General features: G+C 71.5%; 25 protein-coding genes. 18 read left to right on the top strand and 7 right to left on the bottom strand.

Annotated features, from left to right (window positions below):
* Nucleotides 1-57 precede the first annotated feature (57 nt).
* The 6 genes from ACFYY1_RS13055 to ACFYY1_RS13030 all read left to right on the top strand — a co-directional run bounded on the left by ACFYY1_RS13055 (nt 58) and on the right by ACFYY1_RS13030 (nt 3,454).
* Nucleotides 58-261: an EF-hand domain-containing protein gene (locus ACFYY1_RS13055; protein WP_388584701.1), complete on the top strand. Its 204-nt coding sequence runs from the start codon at nt 58-60 to the stop codon at nt 259-261.
* Nucleotides 262-641: 380 nt separating this feature from the next.
* Nucleotides 642-1,097: a carboxymuconolactone decarboxylase family protein gene (locus tag ACFYY1_RS13050; RefSeq protein ID WP_388584065.1), complete on the top strand. Its 456-nt coding sequence runs from the start codon at nt 642-644 to the stop codon at nt 1,095-1,097.
* A gap of 72 nt (nt 1,098-1,169) precedes the next feature.
* Nucleotides 1,170-1,580 (top strand): fluoride efflux transporter CrcB, encoded by a 411-nt coding sequence (gene crcB / locus ACFYY1_RS13045; RefSeq protein ID WP_388584062.1) that lies wholly within the window; start codon nt 1,170-1,172, stop codon nt 1,578-1,580.
* Nucleotides 1,577-1,945: a DUF190 domain-containing protein gene (locus ACFYY1_RS13040; RefSeq protein WP_388584060.1), complete on the top strand. Its 369-nt coding sequence runs from the start codon at nt 1,577-1,579 to the stop codon at nt 1,943-1,945. Before crcB (ACFYY1_RS13045) ends, ACFYY1_RS13040 begins: the two co-directional genes overlap by 4 nt.
* Nucleotides 1,942-2,316: a fluoride efflux transporter CrcB gene (gene crcB, locus ACFYY1_RS13035; protein WP_388584057.1), complete on the top strand. Its 375-nt coding sequence runs from the start codon at nt 1,942-1,944 to the stop codon at nt 2,314-2,316. Before ACFYY1_RS13040 ends, crcB (ACFYY1_RS13035) begins: the two co-directional genes overlap by 4 nt.
* A 373-nt stretch (nt 2,317-2,689) precedes the next feature.
* Nucleotides 2,690-3,454 (top strand): SDR family NAD(P)-dependent oxidoreductase, encoded by a 765-nt coding sequence (locus ACFYY1_RS13030; protein WP_388584054.1) that lies wholly within the window; start codon nt 2,690-2,692, stop codon nt 3,452-3,454.
* 164 nt (nt 3,455-3,618) lie between these two features.
* Here ACFYY1_RS13030 and ACFYY1_RS13025 read toward each other — a convergent pair whose 3' ends face one another.
* Nucleotides 3,619-5,073 (bottom strand): DEAD/DEAH box helicase, encoded by a 1,455-nt coding sequence (locus ACFYY1_RS13025; RefSeq protein WP_388584052.1) that lies wholly within the window; start codon nt 5,071-5,073, stop codon nt 3,619-3,621.
* Nucleotides 5,074-5,339: 266 nt separating this feature from the next.
* Entirely contained in the window at nt 5,340-5,543 is a 204-nt protein-coding gene (locus tag ACFYY1_RS13020; protein WP_093547863.1) for a cold-shock protein, read from the bottom strand.
* Nucleotides 5,544-6,302: 759 nt separating this feature from the next.
* On the opposite strand from ACFYY1_RS13020, the gene ACFYY1_RS13015 reads away from it, so the two are divergent.
* Genes ACFYY1_RS13015 through ACFYY1_RS12995 form a run of 5 tightly spaced genes read left to right on the top strand, consistent with a single transcriptional unit; the run spans nt 6,303 to nt 10,242 of the window.
* On the top strand, nt 6,303-6,764 hold the full coding sequence (locus tag ACFYY1_RS13015; RefSeq protein ID WP_351254155.1) for a hypothetical protein: 462 nt from the start codon (nt 6,303-6,305) through the stop codon (nt 6,762-6,764).
* Between the two features lie 6 nt (nt 6,765-6,770).
* Nucleotides 6,771-7,382, top strand: a complete 612-nt coding sequence (locus ACFYY1_RS13010; protein ID WP_388584049.1) for a toxin — start codon at nt 6,771-6,773, stop codon at nt 7,380-7,382.
* Between the two features lie 53 nt (nt 7,383-7,435).
* Entirely contained in the window at nt 7,436-8,746 is a 1,311-nt protein-coding gene (locus ACFYY1_RS13005; RefSeq protein WP_388584047.1) for an MAB_1171c family putative transporter, read from the top strand.
* Nucleotides 8,743-9,351: a hypothetical protein gene (locus ACFYY1_RS13000; RefSeq protein WP_388584045.1), complete on the top strand. Its 609-nt coding sequence runs from the start codon at nt 8,743-8,745 to the stop codon at nt 9,349-9,351. The genes ACFYY1_RS13005 and ACFYY1_RS13000 overlap by 4 nt, the downstream gene beginning before the upstream one ends.
* 42 nt (nt 9,352-9,393) lie before the next feature.
* Nucleotides 9,394-10,242, top strand: coding sequence for a GNAT family N-acetyltransferase (locus ACFYY1_RS12995; RefSeq protein ID WP_388584043.1), 849 nt, complete (start codon nt 9,394-9,396; stop codon nt 10,240-10,242).
* Nucleotides 10,243-10,263: 21 nt separating this feature from the next.
* Here ACFYY1_RS12995 and ACFYY1_RS12990 read toward each other — a convergent pair whose 3' ends face one another.
* The 3 genes from ACFYY1_RS12990 to ACFYY1_RS12980 all read right to left on the bottom strand — a co-directional run bounded on the left by ACFYY1_RS12990 (nt 10,264) and on the right by ACFYY1_RS12980 (nt 13,245).
* Nucleotides 10,264-12,078, bottom strand: coding sequence for a SpoIIE family protein phosphatase (locus ACFYY1_RS12990; RefSeq protein ID WP_388584041.1), 1,815 nt, complete (start codon nt 12,076-12,078; stop codon nt 10,264-10,266).
* A gap of 101 nt (nt 12,079-12,179) precedes the next feature.
* Complete coding sequence (locus ACFYY1_RS12985) at nt 12,180-12,452, bottom strand: DUF1876 domain-containing protein (protein WP_388584038.1); 273 nt, start codon at nt 12,450-12,452, stop codon at nt 12,180-12,182.
* 82 nt (nt 12,453-12,534) lie between these two features.
* Nucleotides 12,535-13,245: an alpha/beta hydrolase gene (locus ACFYY1_RS12980; protein ID WP_388584036.1), complete on the bottom strand. Its 711-nt coding sequence runs from the start codon at nt 13,243-13,245 to the stop codon at nt 12,535-12,537.
* Between the two features lie 98 nt (nt 13,246-13,343).
* Here ACFYY1_RS12980 and ACFYY1_RS12975 point away from each other — a divergent pair, with 98 nt between their 5' ends.
* The 3 genes from ACFYY1_RS12975 to ACFYY1_RS12965 all read left to right on the top strand — a co-directional run bounded on the left by ACFYY1_RS12975 (nt 13,344) and on the right by ACFYY1_RS12965 (nt 16,090).
* Nucleotides 13,344-13,847, top strand: a complete 504-nt coding sequence (locus ACFYY1_RS12975; RefSeq protein ID WP_388584033.1) for a peroxiredoxin family protein — start codon at nt 13,344-13,346, stop codon at nt 13,845-13,847.
* A 145-nt stretch (nt 13,848-13,992) separates the two neighbouring features.
* Nucleotides 13,993-14,502 carry a hypothetical protein gene (locus ACFYY1_RS12970; protein ID WP_388584031.1) on the top strand — a complete coding sequence of 170 codons (510 nt, stop codon included), beginning with the start codon at nt 13,993-13,995 and terminating at the stop codon, nt 14,500-14,502.
* A 91-nt stretch (nt 14,503-14,593) separates the two neighbouring features.
* Nucleotides 14,594-16,090 carry a flotillin family protein gene (locus ACFYY1_RS12965; protein ID WP_388584030.1) on the top strand — a complete coding sequence of 499 codons (1,497 nt, stop codon included), beginning with the start codon at nt 14,594-14,596 and terminating at the stop codon, nt 16,088-16,090.
* Between the two features lie 59 nt (nt 16,091-16,149).
* On the opposite strand, the gene ACFYY1_RS12960 is transcribed toward ACFYY1_RS12965, so the two are convergent.
* A complete protein-coding gene (locus ACFYY1_RS12960; protein ID WP_388584028.1) occupies nt 16,150-16,545 on the bottom strand; it encodes a nitroreductase/quinone reductase family protein in 396 nt (131 codons plus the stop codon).
* Nucleotides 16,546-16,833: 288 nt separating this feature from the next.
* Here ACFYY1_RS12960 and ACFYY1_RS12955 point away from each other — a divergent pair, with 288 nt between their 5' ends.
* Nucleotides 16,834-17,616, top strand: coding sequence for a polysaccharide deacetylase family protein (locus ACFYY1_RS12955; protein ID WP_388584025.1), 783 nt, complete (start codon nt 16,834-16,836; stop codon nt 17,614-17,616).
* Between the two features lie 192 nt (nt 17,617-17,808).
* On the top strand, nt 17,809-18,345 hold the full coding sequence (locus tag ACFYY1_RS12950) for a hypothetical protein (protein WP_388584022.1): 537 nt from the start codon (nt 17,809-17,811) through the stop codon (nt 18,343-18,345).
* Between the two features lie 298 nt (nt 18,346-18,643).
* On the opposite strand, the gene ACFYY1_RS12945 is transcribed toward ACFYY1_RS12950, so the two are convergent.
* Nucleotides 18,644-19,156, bottom strand: coding sequence for a DinB family protein (locus ACFYY1_RS12945; protein WP_388584020.1), 513 nt, complete (start codon nt 19,154-19,156; stop codon nt 18,644-18,646).
* Nucleotides 19,157-19,401: 245 nt separating this feature from the next.
* Here ACFYY1_RS12945 and ACFYY1_RS12940 point away from each other — a divergent pair, with 245 nt between their 5' ends.
* Together ACFYY1_RS12940 and ACFYY1_RS12935 are read left to right on the top strand one after the other, a co-directional pair.
* Complete coding sequence (locus ACFYY1_RS12940; RefSeq protein WP_018553765.1) at nt 19,402-19,872, top strand: cation:proton antiporter regulatory subunit; 471 nt, start codon at nt 19,402-19,404, stop codon at nt 19,870-19,872.
* 2 nt (nt 19,873-19,874) lie between these two features.
* Nucleotides 19,875-21,158 (top strand): cation:proton antiporter, encoded by a 1,284-nt coding sequence (locus ACFYY1_RS12935; protein WP_388584019.1) that lies wholly within the window; start codon nt 19,875-19,877, stop codon nt 21,156-21,158.
* Nucleotides 21,159-21,181: the final 23 nt, after the last annotated feature.

The raw sequence follows: 21,181 nt of genomic DNA, 5'->3' as shown, positions 1-21,181 counted from the left end.
ACCTGCCAAGACGTCATTCCCCCGGTACACGAACTGCAGGAGGACCAAGTGGGCAAGATGACCGAGGCCGAGGCCGAGGCCGTGTTCGCGGAGATCGACACGGACGGGAGCGGAGAGATCCGACTGCGCGAATTGAGGGACTACGGCATGGCCAACGACGGCACCCTCGACGGAGTGAAGCTCGCGGACTTCGTCCGAGAGGCCGACACCGACGGCGACAGGCGCATCAGCCGCGCCGAGTTCAAGAAGTACTTCGCCTGACCCTCCACCCCGCCGCACCCGGCGCCGACGGGCGGCGCATCCACTCCGCCTCCGGGCACCAGTGGCACCGCCCGCCGGCAGCCTGGCTTTCAGGCGGGTTCCGGATACTGCTGACGATCTCGTCACGGCCGGTTGGCGTGGCGGTGTTGCGCCCTGTGTGACCAGCGGCTCTTCGAAGACGACGGCGGCCCCGCAGTGGCCGGCACGGCCGGAGCCCCTCGGTACCGCACCCTCGAACGGGCTGCGCAGCTCGCTCCGGCGGGCGCGGTGAGAATCCCGGACGCCGCTCCCGTCACACTTCCGCTCCGCCATCCGTCAGTGCAGTGAGGGCGCGGCGCGAACGCCACCGCGACCGTGACGGACAGCGAAGGAGAGACATCATGCAGGCACGCATCGAGAACCCGGCCGAGATCATCCCCGAGGCCCTGCCGCCCGTACTGGGCCTGGTCAAGGCCATCAGCAAGGGCGGGGTGCCGGAGACCACGCTCGAACTGGTCGGACTTCGGGTCAGCCAGATCAACGGCTGCACCTTCTGCGTCGACGGGCACGTACGCAACGCCAGGAAGGCCGGGGAGAGCGACGAGCGGCTGTTCGCCGTGTCGGCCTGGAGCGACGCGCCGTACTTCACCGACGCCGAGCGGGCCGCGCTGGCGCTCGCGGAGCACGCGACCCGGCTCAGCGACCGCTCCGACCCGGTGCCGGACGCCGTCTGGGACGAGGCCGCCCGCCACTTCAGCGAGAAGCAGCTCTCCGCGCTGGTCCTCGCGATCGGTCTGACGAACCTGTTCAACCGCATCAACGTCACCACCAAGCAGCCCCCGGGCAAGACCTGGTAGGCCACGCCTCGGCACCCCCGGAGCAATGACCGGCGATAGCCTGGGGGTGCAGCAGGCAGGAGAGAAGTGCCCATGGGAACCCCGAACCCCCAAGGTTCCGTCGTCGCGGTGGTCGCGCTCGGCGGTGCGATCGGGGCGTCCGCCCGCTACGGGGCCGCGCTGATCTGGCCCACCGCCCCGGGCGGCTTCCCGTGGACGACGCTGGTCGTGAACGCCGTCGGATGTGCGGTGATCGGCGTCTTCATGGTGGTGATCAGCGAGGCGTGGACCGCACACCGGCTGGTGCGGCCGTTCTTCGGTACGGGGGTGCTCGGCGGGTTCACCACGTTCTCGACGTACGCGGTGGACATCCAGCGCCTGCTCGACGGCGGCCGGCTCCGTGCCGGTCTGGGGTATCTGGGACTGACGCTGTTCGCGGCTCTCGCGGCGGTGTGGAGTGCGGTGTGGGCGACCCGCCGCGTGCTGGCCTGGAGGCAGTCATGACGACGCCGGGGACGGAACGGGGCCTGCGCCTCACGGTTCTCGTGGGCGAGTCCGACGGGTGGCACCACCGGCCGGTCTTCACGGAGATCGTGCACCGGGCACACCTGGCCGGGCTGTCCGGCGCCAGTGTGTTCCGGGGCATCGAGGGCTTCGGCACCTCGTCGATGATCCACACGCAGCGGCTGCTCTCGCTGAGCGAGGACCTTCCGGTGGCGGTCGTGATCGTGGACACCGAGGCACGGATCAGGGCGTTCCTGCCGCTCATCGGGGAACTGGTCGCGGGTGGCGGAGTGGCCTTCCTGGACGAGTGCGAGATCGTGCGCTTCGGCGACGAAGGGGAGCAGGGGCGGGAGCGGGGCCGTTGAACTGGCTGCTGGTGATCGTCGGGGCGGCGGTCGGGGCGCCGCTGCGGTATCTGACCGACCGGGCGGTGCAGTCCCGGCACGACAGCGTCTTCCCGTGGGGGACGTTCACGATCAATGTCTCGGGTTCGCTGATCCTGGGCCTGCTGACCGGCGCGGTGGCGGCCGGCGCCGCCTCCTCGCATCTGCAGCTGCTGATCGGCACGGGGCTGTGCGGGGCGCTCACCACGTACTCGACGTTCAGCTACGAGACGCTGCGGCTGGCGGAGGACGGTGCGAAGTCCTACGCGGTGGCCAATGTCGTGGGGAGTGTGGCGGCGGGGCTGGGCGCGGCGTTCGCCGGGGTCGCGCTGGCGCGGGCGCTCTGGGCGTAACGGCGCTGGGCGCGGCGTTCGCCGGGGCCGTACTGGCGCGGGCGCTCTGGTCGTAACGGCCGTGGCCTGCGGCCGGCGTCCCCTGCCACCGCAATGCGAGACGGTGGCAGGGGAACGCCGTTGGGGAGGAACCGTCACCGAGCGCCGGGCGATTCAACCCGTTCCGCGCCGACAGCGGCCCGTCAGACGCCGACGCTAGGCAACCGCCGGCGCCCCGCGCCGGGCACCACGCCGGTGCCGGCACCCGGCGCCACTCCAACAGCAGGCACCGCGCCGCACCCCGGCCCCGACAACGCCCTTGATCCACCGGCGCCCTCGGTGATTCGCTGCGTGAAGCACCGCATGATCCGCGAGCGAAGTGAGAGGCCCTCCCGTGCCGGACAGCAGCACCACCGTTCCGCCTCGCCCCGTCACCGTCGTCACCGGCGGCAGCCGGGGGATCGGCGCCGCGACCTGTATCCGTCTGGCGAGGGACGGGCACGACCTCGCCCTGGGCTTCCTGAGCAACGCCGAGGCCGCCGAGCGGACCGCAACGGCGGTACGGGCCGCGGGGGCGCGCTGCGTCACCGTGCGGGTGGACACCGCCGAGGAGGCCGGGGTGGAACGGCTCTTCGACACGGCGGCCGAGCAGCTGGGACCCGTGACCGGGCTGGTCAACAACGCGGGGGTGACGGGCCCGCTCGGGCGGCTCGCCGACACCTCCGCCGAGACGCTGCGCCGCGTCGTGGACGTGAACCTCCTCGGCTACCTGCTGTGCTGCCGCCGGGCCGCGAAGGACATGGCGGCCGGCGGGGCGGGCGCGATCGTCAATGTCTCCTCGGTCGCCGCCACCCTCGGCTCCCCCGGTGACTTCGTCCACTACGCCGCCACGAAGGCGGCGACGGACGCGCTGACGGTCGGGCTCTCCAAGGAGCTGGGGCCCGACGGCATCCGGGTCAACGCGGTCGCCCCCGGCATGATCGACACCGATATGCACGCCACGGCGGGCGATCCCGGCCGCGCCGAGGCGGCCGTGCCCGGGATCCCGCTCGGCCGCGTCGGCTCCGCCCCGGAGATCGCGGCCGCCATCGCCTGGCTGCTGTCGGGCGAGGCGTCCTACGTGACCGGGACGGTCCTGCGGGTCTCGGGCGGCCGGTAGCGGGGCGCGGGGCGGGACGCGGGCGGCCGGTAGCAGGACGCGGGGCGGGACGCGGGCGGCCGGTAGCAGGACGCGGGGCGGGACGCGGGCGGCCGGTAGCGGGGCGCCCGGGGCATCGCGCGTTGCCCGCCGCCCCGGGCGCCCCGGACGTCCCGGCCGGCGCGCTATCCGCCGCGGTTGGCGCGGCGCTGCTTCGCGGCGGCGCGTGCCTGCGCGTCGGGCAGGTCGGAGCGGCGGGACCGGCCTGCCTTCGAGGGGGCGCTGCCCCGGCCCCGGAAGGGCACACTCCGCGGGCGCTCCGTCGCCGTCGGCGCGCTGCCGTCGACGGGCACGCCCGAGGGCTTCCGCGCGCCGGTGATCCGGCTCAGTTCGGCCTCGCCCGAGCGGACCTGGGCGATCTTCGGGGTGATCCCGGCGTCGGCCATCAGCCGGGTCATCTCCCGGCGCTGGCCCGGCAGCACCAGCGTGACGACGCTGCCGGACTCCCCGGCACGGGCGGTACGGCCGCCGCGGTGCAGGTAGTCCTTGTGGTCGCTCGGCGGATCGACGTTGACGACCAGGTCCAGGTCGTCGATGTGGATGCCGCGCGCCGCGACGTTTGTCGCGACCAGCACCGTGACCTGCCCGCTCTTGAACCGGTCCAGGGTGCGGGTGCGCTGCGGCTGGGACTTTCCGCCGTGCAGCGCGGCGGCCCGCACCCCGCTGCCGAGCAGGTGGTCGGTGAGCTTGTCCACGGCGTGCTTGGTGTCCAGGAACATGAGCACCCGGCCGTCGCGGGCCGCGATCTCGGTCGTGGTGGCGTACTTGTCCGCGCCCTGCACGTAGAGGACGTGATGCTCCATCGTCGTCACGGCACCGGCCGCCGGGTCGACCGAGTGGACGACCGGGTCGTGCAGGTAGTTGCGTACGAGCAGGTCGACGTTGCGGTCCAGGGTCGCCGAGAAAAGCATCCGCTGGCCCTGCGGCAGCACCTGGTCGAGCAGTTCGGTGACCTGCGGCATGAACCCCATGTCGCACATCTGGTCGGCCTCGTCGAGAACGGTGACGGAGACCCGGTCCAGCTTGCAGTCGCGGCGCTCGACGAGATCCTTGAGCCGGCCCGGGGTGGCGACGACGACCTCGGCGCCGCCGCGCAGCGCGGTGGCCTGCCGGCCGATCGACATGCCGCCGACGACGGTGGCCATCCGCAGCTTCAGCGCGCGGGCGTACGGGGTGAGCGCGTCGGTGACCTGCTGGGCCAGTTCCCGGGTGGGGACGAGGACCAGGGCCAGCGGGCGGCGGGCGTCGGCCCGGTTGCCCGCGATCCGGGCCAGCAGGGCCAGGCCGAAGGCGAGCGTCTTGCCGGAGCCGGTCCGGCCGCGGCCCAGCACGTCGCGCCCCGCGAGGGAATTCGGCAGGGTGGCCGCCTGGATCGGGAACGGCGTGGTGACGCCCTCGGCGGCGAGCGCCGACCGCAGTGCCTCGGGCAGGTCCAGCTCGGCGAAGGCCGAAATTGCGGGCAGCGCCGGGGTGATGGTCTTCGGCGCCGCGAACTCCCCCTGCACGGGGGCGGGCCTGCGGCTGCCGGAACGGGGACGGGAATTTCGGTCGTTCGAACGTGCTGTGCGGTTGCGGTCCATACGGTACGGAACCCTTCCTCGACGGGGCGCGTATCGAGGAATTCGCTGCGGCGTCGGGTGGCGCAGGAATCGCAAGAACGGGCCATTGACAAGCCTGGACGAAGCCCGGACGGATCCCGGCTGCGAAAAACGAGCCGCGGCGGAGTGGCCCGGACGGCTCGGGCGGGCGCCGGACGGCGCGACGACAGCGAACCGGGGCCCGCACCCTCAGGTGCGGGCCCCGATCGTGCAAGTCGTCACAGCGCGTCGGCGCCGGAGCGGCGGGATCAGGCCGGGGTGATGTTCTCCGCCTGCGGGCCCTTCTGGCCCTGCGTGACATCGAAGTTGACCCGCTGGCCTTCCTGGAGCTCACGGAAACCGGTGGCCGCGATGTTCGAGTAGTGGGCGAAGACATCGGGGCCTCCGCCGTCCTGCTCGATGAAACCGAAGCCCTTTTCCGCGTTGAACCACTTGACGGTGCCAGTAGCCATATTTTGTCTCCTTCATGGGGGGCAGTTCTCGGGGATCCGCGTGGCGCGGACCCCACGTCGCCGCGATGATTACCCCATCCGGAAAAAGCACCGGAAAACACAGCAGGACAACCCTCGGCACATTGAGCCGAGGGTTGCACTTGGAGTCTTCGGGAACCACAACTGCAACTGCTTCCAGAATAACACGGCGGCAGCAGGCGCACAGAAAAAGTAATTCCGATCCGCCAGTTCGAATTAAATTTGAATCAAACTCGCGTGAAATTCTTTTCCGCCTCGAATCGGAATTCACGCGACCGGCCCGGAATCCCGCGATCCCGCCGCCGGACACCCCGCACCGACCCCTCCCCCGGCCCCGCTCCCACCCCCTGCCCCGACCCCTGTCCTGGACACGCCGCTCCGGAGGACAGTTGATGACGGCCTGACCAGCAGTCATAATGCACGGGTAGCCCTTCACGCATCCCCCGTCGTGAAGGGCTACACCTATGTCCGCACATCATGTATGTGCGTCATGCACCTTTTGTCCGTGGTGAATTCACACGGAACCCGTCGATTTCACGAGCAGGGGACTCCCCTCGTGGTCCCCTGCTCGTGTTTTTTCGAGTTAACAGTGACGTTGCGTGTTTACGCAAGCCCGTTCCCGTACCGCGCCCACCGCACTGAGAACGACGCGTCAGGGTTCGTTACAGTACGAGCCCGTTGACCGAATCGACGACCGTGAAGAACCTCGATCGCACGGGGAGCGGATACGTGGGGGGCCGGATGGACAGCGCCGAGGAACGCACGCCGGAGCTGCGGACGTTGCAGCAGAAGGTCGAGTACATGGTGGAGAAGACCTTCCCCGGCCAGAAGATCTCGGGGCGTTTCTTTGCCGACCTGGTCAAGGAACGCGGCGGCTCCCTCTCGCACAGCTACTTCTCCAACATCCTGGCCGGCAAGGTCACCCAGCCCTCCGAGGACATCCTCAAGGCGCTCGGTCTGGGCTTCGGCGTGGACTGGCGGTTCTTCAAGGAGGAGTCCGAGGTGGTCGACGACGTGGTCGCCGGGCTCCAGTTCCTCGCGATGCGGCGTACGGGGGAGATCAGCGGAGTGGCCGGGCGCGGCCTCGACGAGGACGGTCTCCCGCCGGAGCTGCTGCAGTTCGCGCTCTCGCTGCTGGAGGACGCCAAGGGCCGCCAGGGTGCGGCCGAAGGCGGCGGCGTCCATGGCGAGCCGGAGAAGTAGATCTCCATGTCGCTGCGCGAACTACGGAAGGAGTGCGAGGCCGGGCTGGCCGACCTGCCCATCCCCGCGCCCTTCTCCATCGACGCACTGGTGGCCAACATGGAGGCGGCCCGCGGCCGCACCATCGTGCTGCACGAGATGCCCGACCGGCTGGCCCGCGTCAACGCCGCCTGCGGGCTGCGGCTGAAGACCGGCGGGACCAGCTTCGTGCTCTACCGCCGCCGGCCGACCGCGTACCAGACCCAGCACGTCATCCTGCACGAGCTGTGCCACGAGTGGTTCGACCACGGCACCTCCCTGGACGCGGAGCAACTGCGGCGGCTGCTGCCGGTCTTCGACACCTCGCTGATCACCCGGGTCCTCGGGACCGAGCCCCCGCCGCCCCCGCCGTCACCGGTCGCCGCCGAGATCGTGGACGCGCTCCGGTCGGGGGACGGCACCGTGCAGGCCCGCGCGCAGTACGACACCCACGACGAGCGCATGGCCGAGTTCGGCGCCTCGCTCATTCCCCGCATGGCCATGGACGTGACGAGCGACGACATGGTGGGCCGGCTGGCCAACTCCCTGTCCCGCCCGGTCGCCACCAACCGCCGTCGCGGCCTGTTCCGCCGTTCCTGAACACCGCGCACTCCCCGTCCCTCTCCCCCACCCCCCACCCCGAGGAATCCGCCGTGACCCCGCTCGACCTCGCCGGCTATCTCGTGGCCGTCCTGATGACGGCCGTCGCCCTGTGGCGCATGCCCGCCGCCCTGTGGGGCGACGAAGAAGACAAGCGCCGCCGGGCCCTGTGGGGCTGCTACGCCGGCTTCGCCGCCGCCCTGTGGACCAAGACCCGGGCCGTACGCATCGCGCTCAACGACAGCGCCGTCACCGACCTCGCCGTCCTGATCAAGCACTACACGGCGACGATCGCGATCCTGGCGATCCTCAGCTACATCGTCGCGATCTACGGCCAGTACCCCGAAGGCGGGACCGTCCCGCGCCACGTACGGTTCGCCCGCGCCATCCAGCAGGTGGCGGCCAAGGCGTCGATCGCCACGCTGATCCTGCTGACGGTGCTGTTCTTCACGGTCGTCGACCGCTCCGTCCCCTCGGACCGCTTCGTCGCCGACCACGCGGGACAGTGGGGGGCCACGCTGTACATGAGCGTGTTCTACCTCTACCTCGGTGCCGCGTCCGCAGTCTGCGCGTACCAGTGGGCGCTGGCCACCGCCAATGCCGGGCTGCGCCATCTGCGGGTGGGCCTCGGGATGATGACGTTCGCCATGTTCATCGGGGTCGGCTACACCGTCAGCCGAACCCTGTTCCTGTGGGTCAGCGTCATCGACACCCCGAGCGAGTCCTTCGCGCTCCGCTTCGACCAGATCACCGAGGCCGCGCAGGTGGTGCTGTTCGCCTTCTTCGCCGTGGGCGCCTCCATCCCCGCCCTCAGCAAGGGGCAGCGCCGCGCGAAGCTCTGGCGGGCCCAGGTCAAGCTGCACGGCCTCTGGCGCGAGCTGATGACCGCGTTCCCCGAGCAGCCCTTCGACCCCCCGGCCTCACTGGCCCGCGAACTCACCCGCTTCGGCACCCCCGCGGACCTGCGCATCGACCGCTGGGCCGCCGACATCGCGGACGCGGTGGAGAAGCTGCGCCACTACGTGCCCGACGCCCTGCTCCCGGCCGCGAAGGACGCCGCCGCCGCGGACGGCGGCACGGACGCGGAGCGGGCGGGACCGCTCGCCGAGGCGTACTGGATCAAGGCGGCGCTCACCGCGAAGAACGGCGGGGCGACCGCCTCCACCGCCGCGGCGGTCGAGACCCAGCACGCCACCGACCAGGACGGCGAGGTGGCCTGGCTGGTCCGGGTCGCCACCGCCTACCGGACGGTCCCGCAGGACCGGGCCGCACGGGTACTGGCCGCCGCCCTGCCCGCCGCCGTAACCGGCCCGTCCACCGCGACCGCAGCACGCCGCACGGCCTCCACCGAGGAGACAGCATGACCGCCACCGACACCACCCCCGGCACCCCCGCGACACCGGACAACACCGCCGCGCGCACCGTCACCGACGTCTTCCAGCCCCGCAACGTCCTGCTGATCGGCATGCTCGGCATCGGTCTGGCCGCCGCCGGACACTGGACCGGCCTGCTCTGGGGATTCCTCGGCGCCCTGTGCGCGGGCCTCATACCCGCCGGATACATCGAATGGGAGCGCGGACGCGGCACCTGGGGCGACCGCCATGTCGTCGACCGCACCAAGCGGGCCCCGATCTTCTTCGTCATCCTCGGCTCCATCGGCACCGGTTCGCTGGTGATGGTGCTCGGCAACGCCCCCACCGGGATCCTCGCGGCGATGCTCGCCCTCTGGGCGATGACCGTGGTCCTGCTGGCCGTCAACACGGTCTGGAAGATCTCGGTGGACGCCGCGGTCGCCTCGGCCGTCGTCGCGCTGCTCGCCGCGGTCCACTCGCCGTGGTGGCTGCTCGGCTACGTGATGACGGTCGCCGTGTGCTGGTCGCGGGTCGCGCTCGGGTACCACTCGGTGGCCCAGACGGTCGCCGGGGGGTCGCTGGGGGCCGCGACGGCGTGCGCGTTCCTGTTTGTCTGATTCCTCCGTTGGAACGGTGGATCAGGCGGGTACAGGTGCCCCGTGCCGAACTTCGAGATCACCCACGCAAGCGCCGACGACCTCACGATGCTGGCCGAATGGGCCCACGAGGAGAGCTGGAACCCCGGGCTGACCGACCGTCACGCCTTCTTCGCCGCCGATCCGCGCGGCTTCCTGATCGGCCGGCTCGACGGGGAACCGGTCTCCTGCGTCTCCGTGGTCCGTTACGGCACCGGCTTCGGCTTCCTCGGCTTCTACCTCACCCGCCCGCACCTGCGCGGCCAGGGGTACGGCATCCGGCTCTGGCGGGCCGGTATGGCACGGCTGGAGGGGCGCAACGTCGGCCTCGACGGGGTGGTGGCCCAGCAGCCCAACTACCGCAAGTCCGGCTTCCGTTCCGTGTGGACGAACATGCGCTACGAGGGCCTGCCGCCCGCCGGTCTGCCCGCCCCGGCCGGTACGGAGCTCGTCGACGGCCGCTCCGTACCCTTCGACCGGCTCGCCGCCTACGACCGCCGCTTCTTCCCGGCCGACCGCGACAGTTTCCTCGCGCCGTGGATCGCCCACCCCACCCGTGTCTCGCTCGCCGCCGTCCGCGACGGGGAGCTGTGCGGCCTGGCCGTGCTGCGGCCCTGCCGTACGTCGTCCCGGATCGGCCCCGTGTACGCCACATCGCCCGAGGTGGCCGGAGCCCTGGTCAGCGCGCTGGCGGCGGCCGACCCCGGTGTGCCGGTCGCGATCGACGTGCCGGACGTCAACCCGGCGGCCGTGCGCCTGGCCGAACAGCTGGGCCTCACCCCGTCGTTCGAGACCGCCCGGATGTACACGGGAGCGGCGCCGGACATCGACCACGGCGGACTCTTCGGCATCACCAGCCTGGAACTGGGCTGACCGCGGCCCGTCCGAACGGCGTCAGGAGGTACCGAGCAGATCCGGCTCCGGTTCCGGACCCGGTTCCGCTTCCGGCTTCCGGTCCGGGCCGGTGCCGGATGCTTGCGGCCTCGACCTCCGGTCCGGGGCCGGGTCCGGCTCCGGCTTCGAGGGCCGGGAGCGGGAGGCCAGTACCGCTATGTCGTCCTCGGCCCCCGGACCGAACCGTTCGAGGACCTCGTCCAGCAGGTCCTCCAGGCTGCCGCCGACCGGCAGGGTCAGCTCCTTGAGGCGGCCGACCGAGGCGTCGATGTCCTCCCCGCGCCGCTCGACCAGCCCGTCCGTGTACAGGAACAGCACCGTGCCCGGATCGAACTCCACCTGCGTCGTCCGGTACCCGCCGAACCCGGTGCCGAGCGGCGGCCCCACCGTCATCTCGTCGCACACCCTGGTGCCCGCCCGCGGATCGATCAGCACCGGCGGCAGATGCCCGGCGCTGGCCACCTCGCACGCCCCGCCGAACCGGTCGACGACGGCCAGCAGACAGGTCGCCGCCCGGTCCAGACCGGACCGCTCGACCAGCCGGTCCAGGCGTTCCAGGAGGCGGTGCGGCGGCAGATCGTCGTCGGCGAACATCCGCAGCAGGGAGCGGTAGTGGCTCATGGCGACCGCCGCCTCCACCCCGTGCCCCATCACGTCGCCCATCGCCTTGAGATGCCGCCCGTCCCGCAGCGGGATGACGTCGAACCAGTCGCCGCCGACCATCACGCTCCGGTCGGCCGGCAGGTAGCGGGTGGCGATCTCGATGTGCGGGTGCGGCGGGCGCGGCTCGGACAGCAGGGAGCGCTGGAGCTCCAGGGCGATGGTGTGTTCATGGGCGTACCGGCGGGCGTGGTCGAGATCGACGGCGGCCCGGCCGGCGAGCTCCCGGGCGATCACCACGTCCTCGTCCGTGAAGACCGGTGAGTCGCCCGCCCGGATCAGGCCGAGGATGCCGAGCGGGCCGCTGCGCACGGTGACGGGCACGATGACCGCCGAGTGCATCCCGAGGGCCCGGTAGGCGGCGAGCCGTTCCGGGCCGGGGGCCGAGCGGACGAGCTGTTCGTCGGTGGTGAGGTTCTCCACCACCGGCTGGTTGGTCGCCAGGCAGCGCTGTACGGCCGCACCCTCCTGGTAGTCGATGTACTCGCCGCTCAGCCCGAAACCGTCCAGCTCGTCGCGGAGCGCGGGCACGGACCGCTGCGCCGCCCGCCGCAGCCTCAGCACACCGGGCGGTGCGGGCCGGACCGGCGCGGCGACATCGGGCGGGAACACCTCGACCGTCGCGATGTCCGCCAGCCCCGGCACGACGAGTTCGGCCAGTTCGGCACAGGTGGTGTCCATGTCGAGCGTGGTGCCGATCCGGGCCGCGGCGGTGTCGAGCATCGTCAGATGGCGCCGGGCCTGCTCCAGCTCGCGCTGCTCCTGGTCCGAGGCCAGTACCTCCAGCAGGATCCCGGCCAGCCCCACGACCCGCCCGTCGGACTCCAGCCGGTGGAACGCCCCGCGCCAGTGGCGCCGGGCCATGGCGTCCCCGGCGGTGACTCCGCTGATGGTGATCTCGCGGGATTTCCCGTCGGCGAGCACCGCCCGCATCATGTCCTCGCGCGCGTCGACCCCGGGCAGCACCTCGGAGACGGTGCGCCCGAGGTGCTCGGCGGCCGGGATGCCGTTGATCCGTTCGAGGGCAGGGTTGACGTAGAGGTAGCGCAGCCCGGTGTCGAGCACGCCCACCCCGGCCATCGTGCCGTCGACCAGGGCGGCCAGGGCCCGGGAGTCGAACGGCGCGGGGCCGTCGGCGTACGTATCGGCCTGCACGTCAACCTCCTGGACGGGCGCGGAACACCCGCGGCCCGGCCCTCAATCGTCGGCCGCCCGGCCGCGCCGCGCATCCGCAGTCCGGGGCCGACGGCCCCGCGTCAGGTGAGCGGGTGCGAGATCCGGCCGGAAGCCTCGTCGATCTCGTCGTGCGCCTTCGTCAGCATCTTCATCGCCAGTTCGTTGAGCGCTCTGGCTCCCGCGATCTCCTCGCCCACTCTCGGCTGGTTCTTGTCGGAAGGATGGCGGCTCGCGTATCCGTGGGCCCGCACCTCGGTCCCGTCCGGAAGCCGCACCATGGCGGCCGCGCGGGTGCGGTGGGTGTCCTCGTCGAATTCGAGCTCGATGTGCCACCCGACGGTTGTCATCACCATGACGATCACCTCCCTACCAGGGTGCGCCCGTTCCCCCGCCCTTGCACCACGGCGCCGCGGACGTGTCCGCGGGCAGGCCCCGTCACGCCCCCAGCAGGTCCAGATCGAGGGTGCCGTCCACCGCCGGGGCGTCCGGCGGCAGCGCGAGGGCGGCCCCGACCGGCACGGGGAGCGGGCCCAGCTCCAGCAGCCCGGCGACGATCCGGGCCGTCAGCGCGTGCCACTGCCCGGCGCGCCGGAGCATCGCGTGGTCGCTGCCCCGGATCGCGACCAGGCAGGAGCGGGCACCGGCCGGCCGGGCGCGGGCGGTGAGGCGCTGGGAGGCGCGGGGGCTGGTGATCCGGTCCCGGGTGCTGTGCAGCAGGACGACGTCGCGGCCCGCCAGCTGGTCGACCGGGTCGTCGTCCGGACACCACGGGGCGAGGCCGACCACCCCGCGCACCAGCGGATGACCGGCCGCGCGGAGGGCGGCGCGGGCACCCATCGAGTGGCCGACCAGGACCACCGGGATCTCCCCCGCCTCGCGGCGCAGCGCTTCCAGGGCGCGTACGGCGTCGTGCAGCGGGTCCTCGCGGGGTCCGTTCCACCCGCGGTGGGCGTAGCGGGCGGTACGTACGAGAACGCCGCCATCGCCGCTGCCCGTCGCCCCGGCGATGGACCGGGCGAACGGGCGCATCCGTACGGCGGGCAGGTTCAGCGGACCGGGCGGCGGCGCGGCCAGGCCCGTCTCCGCCCCACCGTGCAGCAGGAGCACGGCCGCGGACGGACGGCGCGCGGACGACGGTCGTGCCATTTCCTACCTCCTGGTGCGGGAGCCGGCCCCGTACCGAGCATGCTGTACGGAGACACTCACGGAAAAACCCGGCAGCGCCGGACCACGGAGGAAACGACATGGGATCGTCACCACAACTCGGACTGCCCGCCCCGGACTTCACCCTTCCGGGCGGCCTGCTCACCGGTGCGGAGGGCACGGGGAGCGAGGATTTCGAACGCCGCGACTACACCCTCTCCGAGGCACGCGGCCGGTCCGTGGTCCTCGCGTTCTACCCGGGCGACAACACGGCCGTCTGCACCAAGCAGCTCTGCTCGTACTCCTCGGGCCTGGAGGCCTTCGGCGAGCTCGACGCGGAGGTCTGGGCAATCAGTCCACAGGGTGTGGACAGTCATGAGTCGTTCGCCCGCGCCCACGGTCTGCGGATGCCGCTGCTCGCGGACACCGGACGGGAGACCGCCCGCGCGTACGGCGTCGCGGCGCCCGGGATCGGGGTGCGCCGCTCGGTGTTCCTCATCGGGCCCGACGGGGTGCTGCGCTGGAAGCACGTCGCGCTGCTCGGCGCCACGTTCCAGTCGGCGGCCAAGCTGACCGAACAGCTCTCCGGCATCAAGAGCGCGTAAAGATTGCCGGAACCCGGCAGTGTCCGTGGGCCGGTATGTATGGGACCATCCAGCCAGTTCGACGGAAATGTTCGGGGCATTTCGAGCATCGGGGATCGGGATCTCGGAGATCTCAGGGATCTCAGGGATCGGGGAGGGTGACCAGGTGACCTTGTTTCTCGGTCTCGGCATCGCGGGAATCGTTCTGCTCGCACTGTCCCTGATCTTCGACGGCGTCCTCGAAGGCCTCTTCGGCGGCGTGCTGGACGGCCTCTTCGACGGCCTGCTGTCCCTCCCGGTCATCGCCGGGTTCCTCTCGATGCTCGGCTTCGGCGGAGCGATCGTGCTCGGCACCACCGGCGCCGGAACGGTCGTCGCGACCGCCGCAGGAGTGCTGGCCGGGCTCGTCGCGGCCTGGCTGACCTGGAAGTTCAGCCGGGCCCTGATGCGGGACCAGACCAGCGTCACCCCGCGCAGCGACGATCTCGTCGGCACCTCCGGGTCGGTCGTCACGGCCATCCCGGCCGGCGGATACGGCGAGGTCCTGCTGCAACTCGCGGGCCAGAACGTGAAGTTGGCGGCGAAGAGCGCGGCGCCGGTCGAACGCGGCACCGAGATCTGGGTGGAGGCCGCGCTGTCGGCCACCTCGGTCGCGGTCCGCCCCGTCGAACGCTGACCACCGCCCGAGCCAGGGCGCCGTGCCGCGTGGCGACACGGCGCCCGAAAAACAAACTGCCGTCCCCGCAGGGAGGCAGGGGGGACACTCCATGAGCCCAGTCGTGACCGCAGTCGCCGGAGTAGTCGTACTCCTGGTGCTGCTCGCACTCGTCGTCATCACCCGCTACAAGGTCGCCGGGCCCAGCGAGGCGTTCATCATCACCGGCCGCCGCGGCAAGAAGTCCACCGACCCGGTGACCGGCCGCACCAGCATCGACAACAGTGGCCAGAAGGTCGTGGTCGGCGGCGGCGTCTTCGTCGTCCCGTTCGTCCAGCAGAAGTTCACCCTGGACCTCTCCAGCCGGCACATCCCGGTCGCGGTGCGCGGCGCCGTCACCCTGCGCGGCGTGAAGTCCAACCTGGAGGGCGTCGCGATCGTCAAGGTCGGCGGCAGCGAGGAAGCGATCCGGGCCGCGGCCCAGCGCTTCCTCCAGCAGCAGGACGGCATCGTCGGCTTCACCCAGGAAGTGCTCTCCGGCGCGCTGCGCGCCATCGTCGGCCGGATGTCGGTCGAGGACATCATCCGGGACCGGGCCGCGTTCGCCGGCCAGGTCGCGGAGGAGGCGGAGGCCAGCCTCTCCGGCCAGGGCCTGATCCTGGACGCCTTCCAGATCCAGGACATCACCACCGAGGGCTCCTACCTGGAGGACCTCGGCCGCCCGGAGGCCGCCCGCGCCAAGCAGGAGGCGGACATCGCCGAGGCGATCGCCAAGCGGGCCTCCGAGCAGGCCCGGCTGAAGGCCGCCGAGGAGATCGCCATCGCCGAGCGGACCTTCTACCTCAAGCAGGCCGAGATCAAGGCCGAGACGGAAGCCGCCGCGGCCAAGGCCAACGCGGCGGGCCCGCTCGCCGAGGCGGCCCGCCAGCAGGAAGTCCTCGCCGAGCAGGAGAAGGTCGCCGAGCGCCAGGCCGCGCTGACCGACCGCGAGCTCGACACCAAGGTCCGCAAGCCCGCCGACGCCGCCCGCTACCAGGCCGAGCAGGAGGCCGAGGCCCGCCGGATCGCCCAGGTCAAGGAGGCCGAGGCGGACGCCGAGCGCTCCCGGCTGACCGGTCAGGGCGAGAAGCTGCACCGCTCGGCGCTCGCCGACGCCGTACGCATCGAGGGCGAGGCGGAGGCCGCGGCCATCGCGGCGAAGGGTGCGGCCGAGGCCGAGGCCATGCAGAAGAAGGCGGACGCCTTCGCGCAGTACGGCGACGCGGCCGTGCTCCAGATGCTGGTCGAGGTGCTGCCGCAGGTCGTCGCCAAGGCGTCCGAGCCGCTGAGCGCCGTCGACAAGATGACCGTGATCTCGACGGACGGCGCGAGCCGGCTGTCGCGTACGGTCACCGACAACGTCGCCCAGGGCATGGAACTCCTCAGCTCCACCACGGGCGTCGACCTCGCCGCCCTGCTGAAGAACCTGAAGGGCTCGGTCCCCGGGGCGGAGGTCCCCGCCCAGCCGGAGCCCACCGCCGCGAACACCGCCGCGAACACCGCCGCGAACACCTCCGCGAACACCTCTCCGGGCAGCGACCGGAACGGCAGGATCGAGATCACCGACTGATCCGACAGCCCGCCTTCGCGTGCCCGGATGGTTCATGGCCACCCGGGCACGCGAGGGGCTCAGCCCTCAAGATCCACCCGCACCGTCAGCAACTCCGCACCCACCGCCCGCACGACGGCGCTGTTGTAACGCGGCAGCGTCCTGAGCCGGGCGCGGGCGTCGTCCTGGGGCAGCGGATGCGCGATCCCGTCGTACCAGCGCCCCGCGAGGCGGACCCGGACCCGGGGGTCGGCCCGGATGTTGCGGATGTACTGCGACTTCTCGCCGAACTCCGAGACCAGCCAGAACTCCTGCCCCACCCGCCGCCCGCCGACCGGCGTACGGCGCGGCAGCCCGGAGGTCCGCCCCGTCGTCTCCAGCAGGATCTGCGACCTCGACCGTCTCGCGAGCGGGTTCACGACATGCCGCTGGAGCGACGTGACCGCCCGGAACTTCAGATCTCGAAAGCCCGCCACCGCGCGCCCCTTCCGCCCGTAGCCGCTGACGACGATGCCCGCGACCCTACGAAGCTACGCCCCCGCTTCCCCGCTGGCCCTCGTTCCCGCCCCGACCCGCTCCCGGTGATCGCCACGATCCGACCCTGACTCCGGCACTGTCTCGCGCCCGTTGCACCCCCCTCCATCTGTCGCCGATCTTCTGCGGAATCGTCCGCGATCAGTAACAGAGGCATCCCGTACGGGCGTTCGTATGTCTGAATGGATGCACGGCATCGACGGAGACAGCAAAAAAAGGGGCGGGCGGACATGGCGAAGCACAAGGGAAGGGGATGGCACAGCCGACTCATGGGGGCTGCGCTCGGGGTGACGGCGCTGGCCGCTGCCACCTCCGTGTGGACCGCGCAGGCCGACACCGCCGCAGGCCAGAAGCCGCAAGCCTCCGCCTCGGTGCCCGACGCCCGGCATCAGGAACAGCCCGTGACCAAGGTGGCGGAGGAGATCGCCCACGCCTCGGACCGCGGCGCCCGCGGCGTCAACATCACCATCGACGACGGACCGGACCCGAACTGGACGCCGCAGGTGCTGCAGCTGCTGAAGGACAACGGCGTGAAGGCCACGTTCTGCATGGTGGGCACGCAGGCCCAGGCATACCCCGACCTCGTCAAGGCGGTCGTGGCGGACGGGCACCGGCTGTGCAACCACACGGTCTCGCACGACACCGCCATGGACTCCAAGTCCGAGGCGTACCAGCGTCAGCAGATCCTGGACGCCGAACGCATGATCACCAAGGCATCCGGCGGCGTCCGTCCCCAGTACTACCGCGCCCCGGGCGGCGCCTTCACCCCGTACAGCCGCCACCTCGCCGCGTCCCGGGGGATGCGCCCGCTGGGCTGGAACGTCGACTCCAGGGACTTCGAGCGCCCCGGTGTGGACACCATGGTCGCCACCGTCAAGCGCGAGATCCCCAACGGCCCGACCGTCCTCTTCCACGACGCGGGCGGCGACCGCTCCCAGACCCTGGCCACCCTGCGCGAGATCCTGCCCTGGCTGAAGCAGGAGGGATACTCCTACGGCTTCCCGGTGCGGTGAGCGGGGCTCGTCCGCAGGTGATCGGCTTCTCTGCGAACGAGCGGTGTGCGTGGCGAAATGCCACACGGAAAAAGGGGCATTCACGGCGTACCCCTGCGGGCCCCGGCGGTTGTCGAGTATGCCGACGGCGGTGTCCGCTGCCCTTGCCGCGCTCCGCGAATCCCACCCGGCCCCACCCCAAGGAGCACCTCCATGCGCAAAACCTCCCGCACCTTCGCCACCATGGCGATCGCCACCATGGCACTCGGCGCCACCACCCTCGCCACAGCGGGCACGGCCTCCGCCGACACCAGCTATCACTGCAGGACCAGCAGCCACTCCGTGGACAACCCCACCTACGGCGGCATATACGGCGACAACTTCGACTTCGACGTCAAACTGTGCGCCAAGCGGTCCGGTGGCTACATCTCGACCTACGCCTCCGTGAAGTGGGACGGGCCCGCCTGGTTCGTGGACGGGCCGGAGGAGTTCGACGCCGCTCGCTTCCACCTCCAGGTGAAGAAGTCCAAGAGCGGCGCCGACCCGGTGGTGAAGTGGGCCAACTACACGGGCATCAAGAGCAAGCTCGAACACGGCAACATCAACGGCAACGGCAGCTACACCACCGGAGTCCTCAAGTACAAGGCGGGCAGCGGCCGATACCTCGCCGACGGCTTCATCCAGCTGGACTGGGACGGGGACGGCAAGGGCTACCGGAACACCTACTTCGCCGCCTCCCCGACGGTCTGACCCGACCCACCGGTCCGACCCGACCCACCGGTCCGACCCGACCCGCCGGTCCCCGCGCAGCGCGGCAGCCGCACGGCCGCCCAGGCGCCCGGACCCCGGTGGCGCGCACAACGTGAAACAACGACTGACGCCGGTACCGAGAGCACTCTCGGTACCGGCGTCAGTCCGTTGAGATGCCCGCCGGGGATTCGGTGGTCGTGCTGCGCAGCGGTGGACCGAGGGCCGCCGCCCACGGCGTCCATGGCGGCGTTCTCGTCACCCGTCACTCACAGCAGGGCGGACGGGACCTGATCCGGCGTCATACGCCGGTGGTGCCGTCGACGCGCTCCCGGACCAGGTCGGCGTGGCCGTTGTGGCGGGCGTACTCCTCGATCATGTGGACGTAGATCCAGCGGAGATTGACGTCCTGCTCCATGAAGCGGCCCGTGTCGGTCAGAGCACGGCCGGCGCAGAGCTCGCGGGCGCGGGCGATCTCCGCCTGCCAGGTGGCGAGGGCGTCGTGCAGTGTGGCGCCCTCGGCCAGTTCGAAGCCGCCGTCGGGAGCGGACGGGTCGGCCTGCGGGTCGTGGATGGGCGGGGCCTGCTCTCCGGCGAACACTCGGCGGAACCAGTTCCGCTCCACCTCTGCCATGTGCTGGACGAGGCCGGTCAAGGTGAAGCCGGACGGTGGCACGGACGCGACGGCGGCCTGCCCGTCGTCCAGGCCCTCGCACTTCATGGCGAGGGTGGCGCGGTGGAAGTCGAGCCAGCTTTCGAGGGTGGTGCGCTCGTCGGCGTTCAGGGGCGGCAAAGGACGTTCGATGGCGCTCATCGGTCGATTATCGCCAGCGGCCGAAGCCCTCGACCGGCAGGGCCTTCGACAGTGCGCCTCGTGCGCGCGGAGTCCGACGGGTCGGCGCCGCCGTGGTCCCCGGCGGGATCACGGCGATCCGGGAGTGCCGGATGCGAGGCCGGAAGCCCGCACACCAAAGGCGGCGGAACCCTCCCGATAAGGTAATGCGCAGATAAAGAGATCACCAAGTGCGTCAAGAGCCGCCGCACCCTCGGGAGGAAGTCATGGGAACCCACCGCACCACGCTGCCCGGAGTCGGTGTGCAGTACGACTACACGACCGAGTCGGGCCAGCACATCTCCGTCGTCGTCCACCACGACGGGCGGCGGTTCATCGGCTTCTACGACCAGGACGACCCTGATTCGTGCCGGCTCTCGGTACCCCTGACACCGCAGGAGGCCACCGGCCTCGCGCACCTCATCGACTCGGCGCCCATCGACGCCGTACGCACCGATGGCATCGACCTGGTCACCGAGCACATCCCGCTCGGGAGCCGCTCCCCGTACGGCGGACGGCTGCTCGGGGACACGAAGGCGCGGACCCGGACGGGGGCCTCGATCGTGGCGGTGCTGCGGACGCACAGTGCGCATCCGTCCCCGGGGCCGGACTTCCGGCTGGCCATCGGCGACACCCTGGTCGCCGTCGGAACGCGTGAGGGCGTCGACACGCTCTCCGAGATCATCGCGGAGGGCTGACCGTGCACGACACGACCGCACTGCTGGTGGAGCTCGGCTCCGTCATTCTGGGACTGGGCATCATCGGCCGCTTCGCCGGGCGCATAGGGCTCTCGCCGATCCCGCTGTACCTGCTGGCCGGGCTCGCGTTCGGCGAGGGCGGGCTGCTACCGCTCGGGGCCAGTGAGGAATTCACCGCCGTCGGCGCCGAGATCGGCGTCATCCTGCTGCTGCTCCTGCTCGGACTGGAGTACAGCGCCTCGGAACTGGTGACCAGCCTCAAGACCCAATACCCCTCCGGAGCCGTGGACTTCGTACTCAACGCGACCCCGGGAGCCGTCGCCGCACTGCTGCTCGGCTGGGGGCCCGTGGGAGCGGTCGCGCTGGCCGGGGTCACCTGGATCTCCTCGTCCGGGGTCATCGCGAAGGTGCTCACCGACCTCGGACGGCTGGGCAACCGGGAGACACCCGTCATCCTCGGCGTACTCGTCATCGAGGACCTCTCGATGGCCGTCTACCTGCCGCTGCTCACCGCGATGCTCGCGGGCGTCGGCCTCGCCGGGGGCAGCATGGCCCTGCTCATCGCGCTCGGCACCGTCGGGTTCGTCCTCTACCTGGCGCTGCGGCACGGCCGGCTGATCAGCCGGGCCGTTTCCTCGGACAACCCGGAGATGCTGCTCCTGGTCGTCCTCGGGCTGACCGTCCTGGTGGCGGGCGTGGCCCAGGAACTGCAGGTCTCCGCCGCCGTCGGCGCGTTCCTGGTCGGGATCGCGCTCTCGGGCGAGGTCGCCGAGGGTGCGCGCAAGCTGCTGACGCCGCTGCGGGACCTGTTCGCCGCCGTCTTCTTCGTGTTCTTCGGGCTCTCCACCAACCCGGCCGAGATCCCGCCGGTGCTGCTCCCCGCGGCGCTGCTGGCGATCGTCACCGTCTTCACCAAGATAGCCACCGGCTGGTACGCGGCCCGGCGCGCCGGAATCGGTTCGCGCGGGCGGTGGCGGGCCGGTGGGACGCTCGTCGCACGCGGCGAGTTCTCCATCGTCATCGCCGGACTGGCCGTGGCGACCGAGCCCCGGATCGGGCCGATCGCCACCGCGTACGTCCTCATCCTCGTCATCGTCGGACCGCTCACCGCCCGCTGGACCCAGCCCGTCGTCGCCAGGATCCAGGCGTGGCGCGGCCGGGACGGCAAGGGCGGCGGCGGCAAGGGTGGCAGCGGTGAGGTTCCCGCGGCGCGTACGGAGTCCGTGGCGCCCGCCGATCCCGCGGCGCCCGCCGCTCAGGAGGAGTTCGCCTCCTCCGCCGACTGAGGCGCGGTCAGGGAAGTTCCGGC

Origin of the sequence: Streptomyces sp. NPDC001890 (assembly GCF_042891445.1) — a bacterium.
In the GTDB taxonomy this organism is placed as follows: Bacteria; Actinomycetota; Actinomycetes; order Streptomycetales; family Streptomycetaceae; genus Streptomyces.
This window is presented reverse-complemented; position numbering and strand designations above follow the sequence as displayed.